This is a genomic window from Paraclostridium sp., from assembly GCF_051656405.1.
Taxonomy (GTDB): Bacteria; Bacillota; Clostridia; order Peptostreptococcales; family Peptostreptococcaceae; genus Paraclostridium.
The window spans coordinates 42,009-63,967 of sequence record NZ_JBOGBV010000019.1; the positions used below are offsets into that span (position 1 = coordinate 42,009).

The window sequence follows — 21,959 nt, forward strand, 5'->3', positions numbered from 1 at the left end:
GATTGAATATATTTTATTAAAAGGAGTGATTTCATGTCTTCAAATATACTGAGTATGACTATTGATAAGACCCAAAATATACCTATATTGGTCGGCAATACATCTACGTTTAACATAAAGATTAAAAATTTAAGTACATCTCAAAGATTATATAATTTAGGTTTGTTTTTAAAACTTCCTGATGGTATGGTGCTTTCTAGCTCAACTATAACACAAACATCTAGTGTAACTAATGCAGATAATAGCATTACTTACTCTTGGATTAATTTAAAAGATTTAGCACCTCTTGAAGTTGATTATACTTTTTCGATCACTGTAAAATGTAATACTAAGTTTAAAAATGGAACAACAATTCCTTTTGACTACACATTTTCAGGAATCACTGTTTCTTGCCAAGTTGATACTATGCCAAGAGGAATTTATGATATAGGAAATGAAGTTATAACGCAACAAATCGATATGACTTTTAAAACAGTGCGATTTTATAGCACGATTTCTACTGCAGGTAAAGTACTAAAAGGAGCAGGCACTTCAATTTCTTCAAATGATTATACTCAAGTTAATACTGCAACTTGTAAGTTTTATAATAATTCCAATTCTACATCTTTAGTAAATATATCTATTTTATTAGAAGATGGTATTAGGTATATTGGAAATATTAATGTATCAGGTACAGATTCCTCAAAGTTTGTAAATCCTACTATCAGTGTTGTAAGTATAAATGGTAAAATTTATACTCAAATTTATTACGGAAATATTAATCTATCCGTAAGTAGTACCACAACTTTAACTTTTAATTATGCTGTATGGAATCAATATAATAATAATCAAGGCAATTTTATAATTCATGGAACATTATTAAATATGCTTATAAATATGAACTCAGCTGATCCACTTGTTGTTTCAAGTTCAGATAGTAATACTAGCTTTTCTGCTATGGATTTAATCATTACTACATCTATAAGTAAAAGTTTGATAGATGTTCAAAGCACTGTAACATATACTTATGTGTATAAAGTTGGTCAGTATTATAATATTCAAAATATAGTTGTTAATTATTTTTTACCAGACGGAATATATTATATTTCTAGTTCATCGACTCCTACATCTGTTGTTGATGACCTAATACTTCAAGGCTTTAATTTAACATATAACTTTAGCTTAGCTACTCAAAACTCAACTAAAACTATTACGATATCTGCAAAAGTTGATAGCTATTATAGATATAAAAAAGACAGTCAATCTTTAAATCTTCCTGTAGTTGCATCTGATCCATTTTTAGCTACTACAAATATATCAGGTATTCTTATTGGTCCATTATCTACAGTAACAGATAGTTCTAGTGTATCTTCTAGTATAAGCGTGGGTTCTATAACAAAACAATTTGTAAAAGGATACTATAAAGATGGAACTCCTAAAAATATAAATACTCTAGCTCCAGGGGATTTAGCTGAATATTTATTATCATATAATGCTTCAAACTTGAAAGCTATGCAAAAAGAAGTTTATATAGATGATTTCTTCCCTCTTTCAGCAGATCCTATAAATAACTTAAATTATGTATACACAGGATATAATCCAATTAGTTCTCCTAAACTTATAAGTCCTCATGGTGTAGACTTTTATTATGGTGACATTCCAGGATTGTCATCCGCTACAATTAATTTTAAAGTTCCAATAGCTCAGCTAGGTTCATCTACACAAAATGCAAACCTAATGAAGTTAAAGGGAACAAACACATATGGATATGCTTATAGCAATAGAGCACAAGTGAACTTCAATATAGGTGCTCCAAATTTACAACTAACTAAATCTGTAGATGGTCCTAATAAAAATGCTATAAAATCAAATGAAATTTATACCTACTCAGTTACTATATCTAATACTAACAACTTAGGAACTGAAACAGATGCGTTTAACTTTACACTTAGTGATACTTTATCATCATGGTTTACACTTGACTCAAGTAGCTTAAAGGTTAGTGGTTCAGGAAGTTATTCTTCTATAAATATACAAAATAATAATATAGTTGTGAGCATAAACAAGCTAGCCCCCGGTCAATCCTTAACCTTAACTTATAAGGTTACAATAAGCTCTGTATTAGCTCCTGGAGTTAGCATAACAACTACAGCTACTAATACAAATCCTTACTCACAAGTTTATGAAGAAGGTTCTTCAAATTATCAATACTCTAACCTTGTTAAAACCGCATCTATAACTTTATCTTCACTAGCTATATCACTTTCAAAAACTAATATATCAGACTTGTTTAAAGTTGGATCTAATATAACTTATTTAATAGGAGTGACTGTTCCTCAAGGAACTATTGCTTATGGTATATATATAAAAGATACTCTACCAAGTGGTGGTCAATCTTATGTAGGCCCTACTACAAGAAACAATGTTCCTATTACTCCAACAGTTTCCTCTAATATAGTAACATTCCCTAGTGAAGGTACTGTAGATGCTCGAAACTATTCACAAACAATCAATTATACTATGGTGTGTAAAATTACTAATGCAAATAAAAGTTTAAATTCAACAATATCAACTCAATCTAATACTATACAATGTTTATATCAACAGGTCCAAGGAGGAAGTTTTTCTAGTATTAGTAAAAGTTTAACCGTAACTATAAATCATCCTAATTTAGTTTTAAATTTAACCGCAACTGATAAATCAAACTCTACAGTATATAATCAAAATGCAAATATAAATATAAATTCAGTAATGCAATTTAAATTAACATTCCAAAATAACAGTTCTATTAAACTTGTAAATGGAACTATAGAGATACCTATACGTGGAAACTTCTTATTCTATGAAGTAAATACAACAGTATTTTGTAACGCTTCTTACAACTCAACTTCAAAGAAAATCATTGTATCTATCTCTCAGTTAAATGCTTCTACAACTGGATATGTATACTTTACAGTAGTTCCTCAATCAACACTTAGAGCTGGCACTTCTATAGCTACACAAGCAACTGCTGTATCTTATTATAATGATATATCCCCTTCAAAAGTTTACAGTGGTGAAAAAAGTAATATTGTAACTTGTACTTTAGCTCCTGGTGTATCACTTACTCCAGATCCATTAACCAAAATAAATGATTCTACTTCATTTATAGTTACACAGCCTGGTAATACTGCGGTTATATTAGACTACTTCAAAAACACAGGTGGCGGTTATGATGATTTCACATTGATAATACAAAAAGTAGGAATACCATACACACTGTATATAGATAATGTTAAAATAGCTGATATTCCAAAAAACACACTATACCAACAAACATTACCTATAATGTCAAATTTAGCACCTAATACAACTAAGGTTATTCAAATAAATGCTTTAATTCCTTCAAATAATCCACTTGGAACTAGATATGATTTTATAGTAACTGCTAAATCAGTTACTAATCCTTATCCTGAACAAACTGTATTAAATATAGATCCAAGTTTTTAAAGTGAAAAAAATCCCTTATATTAAGATTATCTTTTAATCTTTTATAAGGGATTTAACTTTTTATTTGTTTTTAAATTATCTTCAAAATACATATATAAATTTGTGCTAGTAACTATCAAATTTTTATTTACTAAATTTGCTGAAGCATAATCCACATTAATTTTTATATTTTCATTTTTTATGTATGAAATTCCTATAGGTGTCATTAAATATGATGAAAATCCAAATTGATATCTAATCATATTCTCATTATTATTTTGTTTATTTCCAGATAAAAAGTGTATTTTATACTCTATAGATCCGATAACAACTAAGTTACACATGTTAGATTTATTCTTTTTATTAGTTCTATTAATTGGGCTATCTACTATTTTTAACCTTAAGACTTTTACATTAACCTCATATTTTAAAATTTTAATAATATCTTTTTTTAGCCTTATATTCTCACATATGTTTATTTGTTTAAATACTTTTCGCTGAAATTCACTACTTACAATGTTACTATCAATATTTAATTTAACAGGTGCTTCCTCTATATTTAATATATAATTTTGTTGTATAGTTGAAAAGTTTGTTATTGGTTGTGTAAAACATTGAGGTAAAACTATAACCTTAAATCTTATGATTACACTACTTCTATAGTTTATTTTATTTATATAAAAACCATTGTCAGGTCTTAAACATCTTTTTTTGATATCGTCTACTTTTACTGAGTTTTCTATAAAAACAGTTCCTTTTGGTATTTTATCTTTAAAGAATACATTTGTAATTGTGAAATTACTTGTATTAGTTATAACTATACTATATGTTAGTATATCAAATGCATATGTGCATTTTTTATCTACAAACTTTTCTACATGCAACATATCTTTTACTATTTCCGTTGATACTACATTGCTAAAATTTGTTCTAGTCACTAATGGACTATTCTCAGTTAATCTATAGTTAAAATCAACCCTACATTCATTGACAACCCTCATTGAATCACCTTTTCTATTTTGTATAATTACATTTTAATAAATGTTAAATTAATCTATATATTGTATTAATATAGTAACACTTACTAATACTTGGTTTGAACTGATTTTAGCAACGGTTATATCTTCAATTAAATATCTCAAATTTATTGTATTTGTTGCACATATATCTTCTGGTATTACAATAACTGTACTAAAAGGTATATTAAAGTTAATAATTTCTCTCTTTTTAACACTTTTATTTTTTTTACCTTTAGTGCTACATTCTAATATTAAACTCATATTTATATTTCCTACAACAATAAGATTTTTGCCACTTAAATGTTGACCCTCTAATGACGTACCCTTTATACTTTCAGTTATCTTTGTATCAATTATTTTAGTTGAATATATTTCTACTTTAGGATTTGTATTTTCTATATTTGAAACATCTAAATTTTTACTGCTTAAATGTAAATTTTGATATACATTTAATTGCTTGAAATACTCTAAAGGCGGTAATTCTTCAAAACAAGATAATTTACAATTCATTTTTTTTAAATTTACTTCCATATAATATTCTCCATACTATTTATATTTAATTTATAACATCCTTTTTATCCAATATATTAAATAATATGTAAACTCCTTAATTTAAATAACTATCATATTAAAATATAAAAAAGAAGAGAATAATATTCTCTTCTTTCTCAACTTAAACTTCTATAAGTATAAATTATTATATGTTATCTGCAACTTCAAGTTCTCTAATTTCCTTAAGTTCTTCATCTGTATACTTTTTCATAGAAAATCCTGTTACTCCATAAGTAAATGAAATAATTGGAGTTATCCAACTTAAAAAACAATATGGTATAAAATCAAACGGACTGACCCCTAATGTTTGACTACAAAATATTGCATTTGAATTCCATGGAATTAATGGTCCCCCAAGAGTTGCCGTATCTTCTATTATCCTAGATAAGTTTTCTGGCTTTAATTTAAATTCTTTATATAAAGGTGACATAACTGTCCCTACAAATACAGATGTGAACATCATTGAAGAACTAAATGCATTTGCAAAATAACTAGTTATAAATGTTGCTCCTACTAACTTCGTTCTAGAGTTTCCTATTTTTTCAATCATAGGCTGTAGTAAAACTTCTAAGAATCCAGTTTTTTGAAGTATTCCTGCTATAACAAAAACTATAAATACTAGTAATACAGTTTCTGCCATACTCATCATCCCACCGCGATTTAATAGTTTATCTGCATATTCAAGTCCTGTATCTACAGAGTACCCATTTAGCATATAATTTAGTAAGTCTCCTATTTTTTCTCCTTCTTGGAAAACTGCTATAACTCCACCAAGAATAGCAGAAGCTAGTATCGATACTATTGGTGGTTTCTGTAATAAAAGTAATATAAGTAAAAAGATTATTGGTAGTAAAGCAATAAATCCTATATTAAAATTAGCTTTTAAAACATTTATAACTTCGTTGATTTGATTATAATCGATTGTATTGTTTGCATATTTAAATCCAATTACAGTGTACAAAATTATACATATTATATATGATGGTACGGTAGTGTACATCATATGTTTTATATGAGTTATTACATCCGTCTTACAGACAGCTGCAGCTAAATTTGTAGAATCTGATAGTGGAGATATTTTATCTCCAAAGAATGCACCTGATATAATAGCCCCTGCTGTAAGTCCAACTGGAACTCCCATACTTGTACCTATACTCATCAGAGCAATACCTGAAGTTCCTAAAGTCCCCCATGATGTTCCTGTTGCTATAGATGTAAGAGAACATACTATTAATGCTGTTAATAAAAAATATTTAGGCGTTATTATGGTAAGGCCGCTATATACAATAGTCGGTATTGTTCCTGCTGCTATCCATGTAGCAATTAATACTCCAACCGACAATATAATTAAGTTAGACTGAAACGCATCTTTTCCCACAGAAAATCCAAATTCTTCAATTTCACTATTCGTATAACCTAATTTCATAGCGGCTGGAACAACGATTAGCCATGATAATAAAAACATAGTTGTTATAGATGCCTTAAATACAACCATTCCAACTGTAGTCAAGGATATAATCGCAAGCATAACTAGAACTGCAAATCTAAATGTAGGTTTCTTTTTTTCAACATTTTTACACATGGGGAAACTTCCTTTCTCTTTAATTAGTTTTTTGGTATCGTTTTCACACTTTTTAAAATTTAGACCCCAAAATAAGGCTTATATAATTTTGAGGTCTAAGTTTTTTATAATGAATCTATAGCATTTTTTATTCTTGTTAAAGCTTCTTCAACCATAGACCTAGGACAAGCTAAATTTATTCTTTGATATCCTTGTCCTCCTATCCCAAATGAAGGTCCATTGTTTAATGCAACTTTAGCATTTTCTACTAAAAACTTGGCAACTTCATCATCACTTAATCCAAGTTCACTAAAATCTACCCATAATAAATAAGTTCCTTGTGGCTTTCTTACCTTTAACTTCGGCATGTTTTTCTCAATATAATTAACAGCAAAATCCATATTACCTTCTAAATAATCAATAAAATCTGTTAACCATTCTTCTCCATGGTTATATGCAGCTTCTGTTGCAACTAAACTAAATGCATTATTTCTTCTAATATCTATTCTTGCAAAAGCTGAATCTAATGCTTTGTAATCATCTTCATTCGGAAGTATAACTTGAGACATTTGAAGTCCTGCTATATTGAAAGTTTTAGTAGGCGCCATGCAAGTAATACTATTTTGTTCAAATTCCTTACATATTGATGCAAAAGGTATATGTTTATAACCCTTGAAAATTATATCACTATGTATCTCATCTGAGATAACTTTTACATTATGTTTAATACATATATCCCCTAATTGCTTTAGTTCTTCTTTTGTCCAAACTCTACCAACTGGATTATGAGGATTGCAAAGTATAAATATTTTTACATCTTTTATCTTAGATTCGATATCTTCATAGTCCATAACATAATTTCCATCTTCCAATTTCTTTAAAGGACTTATAACTAATTCTCTTTTATTATCTTTTACTACGCTATTGAAAGGACTATATACTGGTTCTTGTATCATTATCTTGTCACCTTCATTAGTAAGTTCTTGTATTAATATACTAATCGCTGGAATAACTCCTGGGCTAAAAACTAGCCATTCACTTTTTATATTCCATCCAAATCTTCTAGATACCCAATTTACTATTGATTCATTATAAGAATTTGGTCTAGTTGTGTATCCATAAATTCCTTGTTCTAATCTGTTTTTTAAAGCATCTATTATGCATGGAGCTGCTTTAAAGTCCATGTCTGCAACCCACATAGGAATAAGATCATTTGTTCCATATTTCTTATCCATTTCTGACCATTTAGCTGCAAAGTTATTACTTCTATCAATTATAGTATCAAAGTTATAATTCATCATTTACTACCTCCAATAAATTCTTTATACTTAGATATATAAGCAATATCTATGCCAAATCTTTTCAGTATAAATTTCATTTTTATCATAACCCTATAATCATTGAAATTTCAATAATCTAATAATCAAATTAATTAATCTGTTCTTTATATTTTTAATATTAGTTAGATAAATTTAAAAATATTTTCTTAATTTACTCTTAAATAAATAAAAAGAGGTTTAACAGGCTAAACAGTTCAACCCGTTAACCCTTTTTATTAAAATCTACATCCCCTCATTTCAATTAAATTCATAAACTGATTTTTAACAATTATAAGTTTTCCCTATAACTATCATGTAATTTTACTATTTAACATCTTAATTCTAAAGTAATATAATATTAATTGTAATAAATACATTTAATATATCGAAAGAAGGAATTTGAAATGGCTATAAAATTAATATGCATAGATATGGATGGAACTCTTCTAATGGATCAACAAAATGTATCAGAAGAAAATAAAAAAGCTATAAAAGAAGCTGTTTCTAGAGGTGTCCACGTAGCTATCACTACCGGTAGAGTTTATAATTGTGCAAAATTGTATTCTGATGAAATAGGTTTAAAAACTCCTATCATAGCTTCAAACGGAGCATTTATTGGTGGAAGCAATGGTGAAACTATATATAATAATCCATTGAGTACTAATGAGATAAAAGACTTTTTAAGTCTTACAAAACAGTATGGATTATTATCTTACTTAACTGGTAATTTTGGTATAGTATCTACAATTGAACTTCCAGATAATCATATATATAAAGTTTTAAATAAACGTCTTAAAGATGAAGAAAAAATTAAATTTGAAGTCATTGATAATATAGATACTACTTTTAAATTATATCCAAATCAATTATTAAAAGGTGTTTGTATAGAAAAAAATAATATTTCAAAATTAATGAAAGTAAAAAAAGAATTAAAACAATTAAATCCTGAACTTGAAATTGTTTCTTCTTGGAATGATAACTTTGAGATAATGAAAAAAGGAAGCTCTAAAGGAGAGGCAGTTGCTCAACTTGCAAAATATTTTAATTTAAAAAGAGATGAAGTTATGTGCATAGGTGATAGCGAAAATGATTTATCTATGATTGAATATGCAGGAATAGGAGTAGCTATGGGTAATGCTATAGATATAGTAAAGCAATCTGCTCAATATGTAACTCTTCCAAATACAGAGTCTGGAGTAGCTAAAGCTATAGAAAAATTTGTTTTAAACTAAATAAAAAAACACTATTTTTAAAATAGTGTTTTTTTATTTAGTTCTTAAGCTAATTCTTCCTTTAATGACTCACTTTCAATATTACAACTTTCATATCTATAATTCTTACCATTAGATACTAACATTATAACTTGAATCATTGTAAATATAAGGGAAGTTCTTTTTTTATAAGCCATATACCTTCCATCCCAAGACTCACAATATTTTTCCTTAAATCTCTTTAATCCTTCAAAAGAATAGAAATGTTGTCCATGAGAATAAATTTTAGCAGCCATTTTTTCTCTTAAAAATGAATATTTAGATCTTCCTACATTAGATAAAGGTGCCATCCCCATATTAAATCTTGAATATCCATGTTCTATTCCATACTTAAATAAGTTTACAAATATAAAATCCATTATCCCATTACAACTATCTTTTGAGAAACGCATTAAGTCTATAGATAAAGTTTTATTTCCATCATACATAGGCATTAAATTTGTAAATCCTTTAATTTCTCCATCTTTATTTTTTACTATGGCAATAGCATCTAAACTTAAATATTCTTCATCAAAGAATCCAACTGAGAATCCTTTCTCTGGTCTTCCTTCAAGCCATTCATCAGAGATATTTTTAATTTTTTCAAGAAAATCATTACTAAACGGCGGATGTATCATTTCAAATGTATACCCTTCTTTTTCAACTCTAGAAAGGGCATTTCTTACACTCTTCATTTTTCGTCCTTCTAAAGTAAAGTTTTCTAAGTTTACAGATGCTTCTTCACCTAATTTAATAAATTCATATCCAGTTTCATGTAGATGAGGTATCATTTTTTCATCTATTGCAGTAAATACAGGTATATATCCATATCTATCAGACATTTCATAAAATTCTTGGATAGATTCAAAAAACTTGCTTTCATTACCTACCAAGTTGCCAAGCACTACTAATTTATTTGCATATACTTGGTATTGAAGCATAACATCTTCATCTTTATTCATATATACAAATTTATCATTTAAATTTATAAAGTGAATAACGGAACTTCCATTATATTTTTTTAGTATACTATCTACTTTATCTTTACACTGATACAACTTAACTTTTTTAAAATCATTCTTTTTATTTAAATAATATAGAATAACTAAGAATGCTACTGCAATTAAAAATCCAATAGCACTCATTGCTCCAAATTTTTTCACTTGTTCTAGAGTATGGTAATTACTTAAATTAAATATAGAATTACTAGCAACTTTTAAATGTGTGTTATTGTATGCTACATATATATATAATCCTTGGAAAAGCAGTAATATTAATGTGTTTTTTAATATATCTCCCCACTTCATAACAAACCCATCTCTATAGAATTGGTTTTTGCTAATTTTTAGTACTATTCCTACAATAATTAGATACATACTAACCTGATATTCAAACCTAATTATTAAAGACACGAAAATTCCAATTATAACCAATGCCATAGTTATCTTATATACACTTTTAGACTTAAAGCTTATTACTCTAGACATAGCAATCAATAAAAATCCTATTATTATAGAAATACCACCTGACATACATGTAATTTTAAATCCTAAAATTTTGTTCACTACATTTATTCTTTCCACCATACCAGGTATAGCCTGAGATGCTAGAAGTAGTAACCCTGCAGAAAATACTAATACAATCAATCCATAGTGAGCGAATTTTGATGACACTATTGAAACTACATATTTTTTATTTTTATCTACTTTAGTCCATAGCTCAGATATATATAATACGACTCCTATAAGTAATGGTATTATATAGTAAGTTAGCCTATATAAAAATATAGCTAATATCACCTTTTCTGATGAAACCCCTAAAGCATTAAGTCCAGTTAATAAGGTCAAGTCAAATGTTCCTACTCCACCAGGAGACATACTTATTATCGCTACAGCTATAGCAGCTACAAATATTGGGAAAAACTGTGCTATTGATATATTTTCTCCTAATATTATTACTATTGAATAAACTAAAGTTATAGTTGTAATCCATTCTAATAATGATATTCCTATTATTTTAAATGTATCTATAACATCTCTTCTTACCTCATTTTTATACTTTATATATCTTCCAACTAAAATCAACGTTAAAACCGGTAAATACATACTTATGCATATAGTTAACACATTTGTGATACTAATTTTACCAAGATTAAATTTCATCATTATTAGATATATAAAACATGTCATTGAAAAACCAGTTAGATTTAAAGCTACTACTTTAGATACCTCTTTTGCTAAATGTTTTTTGTCTTTAACATAAGGATTGTAAAAATGACTTTTTAAAGCAATAGCACTGCTTCCTCCAAATCCAACGATACTAGATACAGAACTGGCAATCCATGAGTATTTATATAATTTTTTATTATCTAAATTTATTCCAACTCTCTTCTTGATTATAAAATCATAAAAAGTTAAAGGTATATATGAAATTATGCCCAGCGAAACAATAATAAGTATATTTCCTAATGTAAGCTGGTCTGCATAAGTATAAAATGTTTCCATGTTAAATCCTCTAATAATATTAGCTGACTCTTTAGCTGTTATTCCTAAAATAATTACTACAAATAATATTTTCAATCCTAGTATTAGTTTATTTTTATTTATTTTGATAACCATCACCTCTCTAATTTATTTTACTTTATAAAGTCTACCATATTAAACTACACTTTTTGGCTTTATTACAAATTTGTTATGTACATGTAACATTACTGTAAAATAGACACTCTATAGTATTATCTTAATATAAATAACTTAACTATTTTGAGATATAATTCTTAATTTAACCTTTATTTTTTCTTAATTTTTTCTTAATTTTTTAATTCTAATTTTATATTTATATTTTCCAAAAACAAAAATTAGTATATAACACACTGTATTATATACTAATTTTTGTTTTATAATTGCTTTCCTTTTATATCAAATTTTCCTGGAATCGGATTATAAGATTCTATTTTTTTATCTGGACCATTTGGATCACAACTAATACCCAACAGCTTATCTCCATCTGCTATTATATACATAACTGTAGAATTTATATTATCTCCTTTTTTAGAATCTAATGGATGTTTTTTCACAACAACTGTATATTTACTTAAATCACTTAAATTATTGTAATTAGGTTCGATTTTATATTTTATACCTTCCTCTTCAGATATATAATAACTTTTCTCTTCATTGAAACTTATAAGTCTTAGATTATTGTCTTCTATAATTTTTTTTACAATAGGTGGTGTAAGTACTCTTTGTGATATATTTGCTTCTATTGTCATATATGCACATAATAAAATTCCTACTAATATTCCTAATTTTAAACTATTATATTTTGATTTTTCATAGGTGTCTAGCTCATCCTTTTTTATATTTTCATAAAAATTTGTAAATGTTAACTGAATATAAGGTCCTACCCAAATATACGCTATCCCAAAAGTAAACCCAACTAAAAGCATCCATCCAAAAAAACTTAATGTAAGCAATATATAGTCCCAAATATAATTTTTAATAATACTGATAGATTTTTTAATAGCTTCAATTAATGAAATATCTTTTTTATCTGCAACAATGTATTGAAGTTGTGAAAATATTATAGAGAAAAATAAATTTGATATACTACTTATAAACGCAATCATAGTTAATCTTGTGTGACTATCTTTTACTAAAAATATGGGTATAGCTACAAAAGGAGCAGTCAGAATAAAAGTTATAGCCATCTGAAGCAATATAGATCCATATGATTGATATAATATATTAAATCCTTTTAAGATATCTTTTGCTTTGATTTTCTCCCCTTTTATACAATCTAAAGATACTATATTTAATCCTACTACTAATGGAGTCGACACAAGCATTGATATAATACTTACAACTAGTGTCATTCTATACGATGTGAAAATTTCTTCACTTAAAAACTGAGGTATAAATGTAATCATTCCAACTAATACAGTAGCTATCGTAATATCTATTTTATTATCAGCTAACTGTCTCCTAGCTTCTGCTTTCATATCCACCCTTAATTCACTTTTACTCATTTTATTCCCCCCTGATTTGTTGCTATATAATCTATTTATTATAAATTATATATATTTTATGCTTAACTTTAGTTACAACATTCCTACAAATATAAAAACTTATCTAAAATTTATTTTTCATGTCTTTTTTTATATTTTTAAAAAAGATATTACCATAAATATTATGGTAATATCTCGAAATTCCTTTAATTTATTCTAATTTTTTGTCCTGGATATATTAAATTTGGATTAGATATATTATTAATATCTGCTTCTTTATATTTATTTAATAATATTTGTTCAGTAAATATATCTAGATCTGTTTTACTTTCTATTCCTCTAACGATTCCTGATTCAGAATATTGCCATCCAGCATAATTTTCTCCCCATATAGGATTGCTTTCCGGCTTACTTGTTCCGTATTGAGCTATCCACAAAGGATATTTTTCTAGTCCAGACTCTGAATCTAAATTATTTTGAGCAAAATTAGTATATGTGTAAATAGCTACATCCAATTCGCTTAAAATCTTAACTTCCTCCAAAAACTCTATTGCCTGTCTGGATAACTTTGATTTACTTAGTCCTCCTGTTTTTTCTAAATCTAAAACTAACTTGCAATCAGATTTTAATTCCTTTATTGTGCTTACAAAATGTTGAGCTTGTCCTTTAGGCGTTCCAGAATTTACAGAATTAAAAAAATGATAAAAACCTATCTTTAGTCCTGCTGCTCTTGCTTCATTATAGTACTCTCTAAATCTAGGATCTATATAATTAGTTCCTTCTGTTGCTTTTATATAAACAACTTGAATTCCACTATTTAAAACATCTTTAAAGTTCACATAGCCTGTCCAATGACTGACATCAATACCTTTTAATTTATTCATATAAAACCTCCTTTTTAAAATTTTTCCAAGTAAAGTCCCCCTAATCTATATAATATTTAAAAATTTTTTTTATGTTCCTTTATATTAAATAATTTATAAAGTAAAAAAGTTTGATAGATTGTACTTCTCATCTATCAAACCCTTTTATTTTCTTCTAAAAATAGAATTCCTTTTTCTGTTATTACCGATCCACCTCGTCCAGATAAAATTTTTACAAATCCAAACTCTTGCAATTCTATTAATATACTTCTAATTTGTTGTTCTGTTAAAAATATTTTTTCTTCTAACGCATATTCATATATTTTTCTTCTTCCAATTCTCTGTTTTAAAACATATGCGTTATTTATTTTTTCTAATACAAATATATAATCTCTTAAATCTCTTTTTAAATTGGATATATTTTTAATATCATTTTTATTCGATAATTCTAAGCAATAATCTTTATGTTTTATTGATTCTAACATATACTCAGGTAAATCATATATTTCTATTATACTTTTATCTAAATATGAACAATACTCTACTAAATTTCTTAATTCTCTTATATTCCCTTCCCAGCTATATGTTTTAAAAACCTCAACAAGTTCATCCGAAAGGCTAAACTTTACATCAAGATTTTTCTTAAATGATTCGAAAATTAAAAATACATCTTCATTTCGATTTCTAAGTGGTGCAATTTTTAATGGCAATACATTTAATCTATAAAATAAATCTTTTCTAAATTTATTTTCGCATACTAACTTTTTTAAATCTCGATTGGTAGCTGCTATAATTCTTATATCCACATCTATAATCTTATCTGAACCAACTCTTCTAATTTGTTTTTCTTGGATTACTCTAAGAAGTGTAGCTTGAGAGTTCAAGTCCATTTCTCCTATTTCATCTAAAAAGATAGTCCCTTTATTAGCTAATTCAAACAATCCAATTTTCCCACCTTTTCTAGCTCCTGTAAATGCTCCTTCATCATATCCGAAAAGTTCACTTTGTAATAATCCTTCTTGAAAGGTGCTACAGTTTACAGCTACAAACGGTCCTTGACTTCGTCTTGACGCACTATGTATGGATTGTGCAAATAACTCCTTACCTGTCCCACTTTCACCAATTATAAGAATAGATGAATCAGATTGAGCCATTTTATATGCAATTTTTTTTGTGTTTTTTATAGAGTCACTGCAACCAATTATATCGTCAAAATTATATTTACTTACATTTCCTGAGCTCATTAACTGTGCTCTTAACTTTGCTTGTTTCTTTTCAGCTTGATGGAATTTGGATACTTTTATTATAAATCCATTAAAAACACTTATATGTGTGTATTTAACCTCCATGTTTATATCTATATTATTTACTTTAATAAGTTTTTGAAAATATGGAACTTCTTTTTTAATTATTTGATCAAAGTCTAGAGATTTTACATATTCACCTATATATTTTCCTATCATTTCATTTCCATTGATAGACAATATTTCTCTGGCTACGTGACTATAAAACTGCACTATTCCCTCATTGCTAACTCCAATAATGCCATCGTCAATTGCAGATAATAAAAAATCAAATTGATTCTCTAATTTAGTTTGTGTTATTAAAAGCTTTTCTGTTATATAGCTAATTGGAACAATCTTATCCATAAATTTTTTTACTAAATCCTCTTGAATAAGACTCTCTAAATTTAGCTTCATAGCTATATCTGCAATAGAACTTAAATCTATTATTCTATATTCTAAATCTATAATCTTACAATTTTTAGCTTCTATATTTAATTTTTCTCCTGGTGTAAGAACTATTGAGTTTTCTGGTATCTTTTTCATCTCAGGATAACAAGGTATAAGATTTGGTATGTCTACGCCTAGTCTATATATAATTGCTATTGTTTCTAATGCCATACTTTTTGATAAATTATAAACGAATACAGTTTCATTTTTATTTATCTTACATATTTTTTCAAAACTAGATTTTTCAAAAGTTAAATTAGGTATGATTATCTGTGCATCTGGATTGCACATCTTTAAGATTTCTTCATATTTTAAATTTACAGAAAGAAGAATTAGTTTTTCTTCAAAGAAAGTAAACCCGCCCTCTTCAAAAGAATACAGGTTTATCTTTATACTGTCTCCTAAAAAATAATTTATTTGATTTGCATATATTTCTCCTGCATCTTTTTTTAATGTTACTATAGCTAATTCTCTTTTTTTCATTTTTATCCCTCATATCTAATAGTCTATAATCATTAAATAAATTATAACAATATCATATACAAATTGCAAAATATAAAAAATTCGCTTCGCTCATGTCGCCAACGACTCCGTCCGTTGCTCAAAATGTCATTTTTTACTTTCACCAAAACATTTGTATCACTATGTTACATAAGTTATCCACAAAATTTAATTAAGTATAATTTCCTTAAGCGTAAAAAATAAAGAGAGATAAATTAACTTCATCTCTCTTTACTGTGTTTTTAATTACATTTTTTTATATAATCAACAATCTCTTTTGCTGTATCAATTAAGTACTCGCCTTTAAAGTAATTTAATTTAATTTCTTCAAAATTATCAATCTCTGAAACAACTTTAGGAGTTTCTTCAAATACACCTAAAACATTCATATCTTTATCTAAAACTGCAATTGTAGGAGCTTTATAATTTTCAATTTTTAAAATAGGAGCTAAAAACTTTTTACCTCTTGTTATACTTATTACTGACATATTGAAATTCTGATTTAAATCGCAAAGTCTTTTAACTACACTTACATTAAGTTGGAAATCTGGACAAAAGATTTCACCTGAAACTAAAAAGTTTATTTCTTTATCAAAGTTTTTAACCTCTTCTATTAAATTATTTGGTAGGTTGATACGAGAAGTATTTTTTACTACGCTAGCTCTTTCTTCTTTTGTTCCTACTCCTACAGCTGATTCAAAACTTACTCCTACTTCAAATAACTCTTTGATGTTCATTTCCATATTAATAAATCCTCCAATATATAATTTTTGTACTATTAATATAGAGCAATTACTATGCCAGTTTTTGAAGTTTCACATTAAATATTATTTATAAGTTTCAACCCCTTGAAAATATCACATTTTATAAAGTTTAATTTATATAAAATAGTTTAACTTAATTTTTCACTTTTATTTTATTGGTTATTATGGTTGTTATTTAACCCTGTTAACCCATTTATCTATTTCTACGAATGTTTCATTATAGGTTACTTGTCCTCCCATATCTGAAATGCCACTATATGTTAAAACATTTGGATTACCATGTTTTTTCCACCATCCAACGTAAATTAAAATTGTATTATCCCCTACACTATCAGTTATTTTAATTTGAACTTTTATACTTCTATTTTTACTAACTAATTTTACGATATCATTTTCTTTAATATCTTCTCTATCTGCCATGTCTTCATTTATGTAAGCTTTTGCTATTTCCTCTTTATCCATCATATGCTGACTAGAAATACTATCTCTACAGTGATTAGTTAATAATCTATACTTATTTCTTTTATCAGATTTTATATATATAGGAATTGGGTTTACACCATCTAAAATAGCATCGCTTGAATATAGTTCAAATTTTTTTGATGGAGTTTCAAATATTTTAGCTTCCCATGCTATAGGATTATGTATAGTCAAATAATTGCTTTTTATTGTATCTAAATTTATATTTCTATCAAGTTCCATCAATGGCTTTATTACCTCTGATATATATTCTAACTTAGATACCATTGGATAATCTTTTATGTTTAAACGTTTTGCTAATTCCATAAAAAAATAATATTCATCCATTAGTTTATTTTTTGGATTTACTGCTTTTTCATTATATATAATATAAGGATTTGTCATTGATGAATATAATAAATCTTCACTCTCCAAAGTATTTGTACATGGTATAAATAAATCACACTCTTTTGCAGTATCTGTCATAAACATATCGAAACATACTTTGAACTCTATATATTTAAAAGCTTGTTTTATATCTACTACATCAGGTAATTGATTCAATAAATTACTCTTTGTTATAACTGCCATTTTGATAGGAGTTTTACTATTCATAGATTCTTTTATAAACTTACTAATGTGGCTAGTATAAAAAAATCTATTATCACAATAATCCTCACTATTAAATGGATCTGTATTTAAAACTGATGGATATACTTTGTTTGCATAATTAATACCTCCACCAGCAAATCCTATTTGCCCAGTTATAGCCCCTAAAGCATCTATAGCTCTTATATTATTTCCTCCATTTTTATATTTTTGTGTTCCATACCCTATATATATAGTAGAATACCTATCTGTATATAATTCTACTAAGTCTTCTACTATATTGAGCTGTACTCCACATTCATTTAATAATTTATCTAAATCTAAATTAAGTATATAGTCCTTATATATATCAAATCCTAATACGTATTTATCTATATAATCATTATCACAAATTCCTTTTTGTATTATAATTTTTGTCATAGCCATAGCTAATGCTCCATCTGTACCTGGATTTATTCGTATATATTTATCTGCAATTTTAGCTGTATCTGTATATATTGGATCTATGACAACTACCTTTACTCCTTTAGCTTTTGCTTTTTTTATCATTTGAAATGTATGTATTGTAGTATACGCAGGATTTTTTCCCCATATAAAAATACTTTTACTATTTAACATGTCTTCTAAAGAATGACTTTTAGATGTACCATAGTCATATTTTTGCGCTTTTATTCCAGCACTCCAACAAGGTCCTCCCTTACTTTTACTTACTCCTCCATAAAAATTAAAAAAGATATCACCTATATCTTTTAAAACTGAACCACTCCCGTATTGAGTGTAATATAATATAGATTTTGATGAGTATTTATCTTTATATATCTTTAGTTTTTGAACAATTATATTTATAGCTTCTTCAAAACTAATTTCATTCCAAACTCCATCTATTTTTATTAACGGATTATATATTCTTTCTGGATGATTTAGCCTTTTTAAATGAGCTCTTCCTTTATTGCATATAAATCCTTTTGTATACGGATGATTTTTATCACCCTCTATTTTTATAACTTTTTCATCTTCTACATATACATTAAACTTACAACAATCAAAACAATCTAGCGTACATCCATGACTTAAAATTTTCATTAACGATTCCCATCCCTTTTATTTATTTTGATAAATAATATTTTCTTTATAGATAATAATATAAACATCTATACACACAATCAATACTTTATACACTTAATTTGCATAAATCTTTAGATATGATATAATATTAGACAATTTAACCAAAATATAGATAACTTTTATGAGGTGATAATATGGAATTTTTAAGAATTCAATCTGAGAATAACAAATATTGGAACGATATAATATATATGTATAATACAAGCTTTCCATTATTTGAACAAAGAACTTTAGAGGATCAAATCTTAGCTTTACAAGATGAAAAATATTACTGCATGGCTCTTTGTGAATCTGATTCACTAATTGGACTTCTATTTTATTGGGATTTAGGTGAATTTGTATATATAGAACATTTTGCAATTTCTTCAGATTTAAGAGGCAAAAGTTATGGATCTAAAGTTATTAAAGAATTTTGTAAAATTAATAAAAATGTAATTTTAGAAATAGATCCACCTTTGGATGATGTGTCTATTAAGAGATTAAATTTTTATTCAAAATTAGGCTTTAAATTACAATGTTTTGATCATACTCATCCATCATATAGAAAAGATACACCTGCTCATAAACTAAAAATCATGGCTTATCCAAATAATATAACGGAGTCTGAATTTAATAATTTCAGTAAGTTTTTAACTAATAGAGTAATGAAATACTCTGAAATATAAAAATAGGTACATGCTAGCATGTACCTATTTTATTTATTTTTCTACTAATCTATCAATTATACTAACTAAATTAGCAATTTCTGGTTTAGTTATTTGTTCGTCTGCACCTATAGATTTACCTTTTATTCTCATTTCTTCACTTATTAATGACGAGAATAATATTAAAGGTATGTCTTTAAGTACACTATCATCTTTTACTAATTTTGTTAATCTATGTCCATCCATTAATGGCATTTCAATATCTGAAACTATACATGAAACATGCTTTTTAACTTGCTCTCCACAAGTCTTAACTTCTTCTAAGTATTCCCATGCCTCTTGTCCATTATCGACTTTTATTGTATTTTTGTATCCCGCTTTGTGTAAACATTCAACTATCATCTTAGAAAGTAACATTGAATCTTCTACTATTAGTATAGTTTTGTCAGTTTCTTTACGTTTACCTAATCTATCTATTTCTTCATACTGAATACTTGACTCAGGACTTATTTCTGCAATAATTTTTTCAAAGTCTAGTATAGTTATAAGTCTATCTTTATACTCTGCTATACCAGTTGAAACACCTTCGTCTCCACCGTAAATTACTTTGTCTGGTTTTTTTATATCTTGCCATGAAACTCTAGCAATACCTACCACAGATTCAACATGGAAAGCAAAGTTTAACTTGTTGAAATGAGTTACAATAAATATATCATTATTTTTATTTTCTGTCTTAGGTAAATTTAGATATCTACCTAAGTCTATAACTGTTATAATTTCATTTCTAGGCTTAAATACCCCTTCTACTAATTCATGTGAATTAGGCATTTGTTTTACTGGTTGTGCAATCATTATTTCTCTAACTTTTGCGACATTTATACCAAATAATTCACCTGCTATAGTAAACTCCATAATTTCAAGTTCATTTGTTCCCGATTCTAAAAGAATTTTTGTTTTACTAGTATTCTCTGAAACGCCCATAGTTACCTCCCGATTTCTTATTTTCAACTATAAAATATACTTTCTATATATACGGAAGATTCTTTTAAATCTAGAGATGCGTATTTATGTATATATTATTAAAACATTATATAAATTTTATAATACATATAATAATTACTATAATTATTAACACTCCACTTAAATTATCCACTAGTGATGAAGTATTTAAATAAAGGTAAGGATTAATCCAAAGCTGTTTATTTTTATCTTTTTTAATTTCCTTTTCTAAACTATTTATATAAAATAAATTTAACTTAAACTCTAAATTTGAAATTTTATTGGACTTAAATAAACTTTCTAAATCATTAAAAGTCTTTAAGATTTTTTGTTGTTTTTCTTCATTTGTATTACAATTGTTAATCTCATCTTTTAATGATTTATTTTCTTTAACTATTTTGTTAATTATTTGCTTTATATCTGGTACTTTCTCTTCTATTAAAGCAAGTTCTTTTGAGGTTAAATTTTGATTCTTTAATAACTTTATTGCTATAACCTCAATCTTTTTATTTTCTATTTTCATTGTATTTGAAAATTTTTCAACATCACTTAAAGCTCCTAATTTTAACTTCACTTCAACTTCTGATATTAACCCCTTCTTCCCCATAAGCTTTACATTATTTATTTCTCTATTAATTAATTCTTTTCTTTCTTCATCTGAATTACAATTTTTTATTAAAAGCTTTAATTGATTTATATCTTTTTTCAATTTTTCAGCTAATTTTTTTATATCAGGATATTTAAAATTCATAAATTTTTCTTCTGATTTATTTATATTTTCTCCACTTATAATTTTCATAGCTATTAAGGTTGCTTTTTGCAATTCGTCTTTAATCCTACTTACTATAGCTTCACATTCTTGGCTTGGAGTTTTAATTTGTTGTTTTAACTGTTCTTTATTACTTGTAGTCACATTTGTTTTATTTCCTACATCATAAGAATTTTTATTTATACTATTAATCATCAGTTCACTCCTAAATATGATAATAATTTATAATCATATTATTTATATACGGATTAAATAATTTATAGCTAAGTTAAATTCTCCAAAGCTAGACAATATAAAGTTATTAATTTATAATAATTTTATATTTAAAGTAATTTATAA

At 26.6% G+C, this 21,959-nt stretch carries 15 protein-coding genes; 3 read left to right on the top strand and 12 right to left on the bottom strand.

The annotated features are described in order from the left end of the window. Positions 1-33: 33 nt before the first annotated feature. Positions 34-3,468, top strand: coding sequence for an isopeptide-forming domain-containing fimbrial protein (locus tag ACRDDE_RS03080; protein WP_438625443.1), 3,435 nt, complete (start codon positions 34-36; stop codon positions 3,466-3,468). Positions 3,469-3,509: 41 nt separating this feature from the next. Here the strand turns inward: ACRDDE_RS03080 and ACRDDE_RS03085 are convergent, their stop codons facing one another. The 4 genes from ACRDDE_RS03085 to ACRDDE_RS03100 form a co-directional block, all read right to left on the bottom strand. After that, positions 3,510-4,448 (bottom strand): DUF11 domain-containing protein, encoded by a 939-nt coding sequence (locus ACRDDE_RS03085; RefSeq protein WP_438625445.1) that lies wholly within the window; start codon positions 4,446-4,448, stop codon positions 3,510-3,512. 48 nt (positions 4,449-4,496) lie between these two features. Continuing rightward, complete coding sequence (locus tag ACRDDE_RS03090) at positions 4,497-4,997, bottom strand: hypothetical protein (RefSeq protein WP_438625447.1); 501 nt, start codon at positions 4,995-4,997, stop codon at positions 4,497-4,499. A 166-nt stretch (positions 4,998-5,163) separates the two neighbouring features. Further along, complete coding sequence (gene nhaC / locus ACRDDE_RS03095; RefSeq protein ID WP_438625448.1) at positions 5,164-6,600, bottom strand: Na+/H+ antiporter NhaC; 1,437 nt, start codon at positions 6,598-6,600, stop codon at positions 5,164-5,166. Between the two features lie 104 nt (positions 6,601-6,704). After that, on the bottom strand, positions 6,705-7,880 hold the full coding sequence (locus tag ACRDDE_RS03100; protein WP_438625450.1) for a MalY/PatB family protein: 1,176 nt from the start codon (positions 7,878-7,880) through the stop codon (positions 6,705-6,707). A gap of 422 nt (positions 7,881-8,302) precedes the next feature. Between ACRDDE_RS03100 and ACRDDE_RS03105 the strand changes: the two genes are divergently transcribed. Then, complete coding sequence (locus ACRDDE_RS03105; RefSeq protein WP_438625452.1) at positions 8,303-9,130, top strand: Cof-type HAD-IIB family hydrolase; 828 nt, start codon at positions 8,303-8,305, stop codon at positions 9,128-9,130. A 44-nt stretch (positions 9,131-9,174) separates the two neighbouring features. Here ACRDDE_RS03105 and mprF read toward each other — a convergent pair whose 3' ends face one another. From mprF to ACRDDE_RS03135, 6 genes are all read right to left on the bottom strand, one after another. After that, a complete protein-coding gene (mprF, locus tag ACRDDE_RS03110) occupies positions 9,175-11,766 on the bottom strand; it encodes a bifunctional lysylphosphatidylglycerol flippase/synthetase MprF (protein WP_438625453.1) in 2,592 nt (863 codons plus the stop codon). A 278-nt stretch (positions 11,767-12,044) separates the two neighbouring features. Further along, on the bottom strand, positions 12,045-13,175 hold the full coding sequence (locus ACRDDE_RS03115; protein WP_438625455.1) for a DUF975 family protein: 1,131 nt from the start codon (positions 13,173-13,175) through the stop codon (positions 12,045-12,047). A gap of 185 nt (positions 13,176-13,360) precedes the next feature. Further along, positions 13,361-14,038: a GH25 family lysozyme gene (locus tag ACRDDE_RS03120; protein WP_438625456.1), complete on the bottom strand. Its 678-nt coding sequence runs from the start codon at positions 14,036-14,038 to the stop codon at positions 13,361-13,363. Positions 14,039-14,172: 134 nt separating this feature from the next. Beyond that, positions 14,173-16,233: a sigma-54 interaction domain-containing protein gene (locus ACRDDE_RS03125; protein WP_438625458.1), complete on the bottom strand. Its 2,061-nt coding sequence runs from the start codon at positions 16,231-16,233 to the stop codon at positions 14,173-14,175. 260 nt (positions 16,234-16,493) lie between these two features. After that, a complete protein-coding gene (locus ACRDDE_RS03130) occupies positions 16,494-16,994 on the bottom strand; it encodes a thioredoxin family protein (RefSeq protein ID WP_438625459.1) in 501 nt (166 codons plus the stop codon). Between the two features lie 192 nt (positions 16,995-17,186). After that, a complete protein-coding gene (locus ACRDDE_RS03135; RefSeq protein ID WP_438625461.1) occupies positions 17,187-19,166 on the bottom strand; it encodes a molybdopterin-dependent oxidoreductase in 1,980 nt (659 codons plus the stop codon). Positions 19,167-19,342: 176 nt separating this feature from the next. Here ACRDDE_RS03135 and ACRDDE_RS03140 point away from each other — a divergent pair, with 176 nt between their 5' ends. Next, positions 19,343-19,873 carry a GNAT family N-acetyltransferase gene (locus ACRDDE_RS03140; protein WP_438625463.1) on the top strand — a complete coding sequence of 177 codons (531 nt, stop codon included), beginning with the start codon at positions 19,343-19,345 and terminating at the stop codon, positions 19,871-19,873. A gap of 33 nt (positions 19,874-19,906) precedes the next feature. Here the strand turns inward: ACRDDE_RS03140 and ACRDDE_RS03145 are convergent, their stop codons facing one another. Continuing rightward, positions 19,907-20,833, bottom strand: a complete 927-nt coding sequence (locus ACRDDE_RS03145; protein ID WP_438625464.1) for a chemotaxis protein — start codon at positions 20,831-20,833, stop codon at positions 19,907-19,909. 106 nt (positions 20,834-20,939) lie between these two features. After that, positions 20,940-21,815, bottom strand: coding sequence for a hypothetical protein (locus tag ACRDDE_RS03150; protein WP_438625466.1), 876 nt, complete (start codon positions 21,813-21,815; stop codon positions 20,940-20,942). Positions 21,816-21,959: the final 144 nt, after the last annotated feature.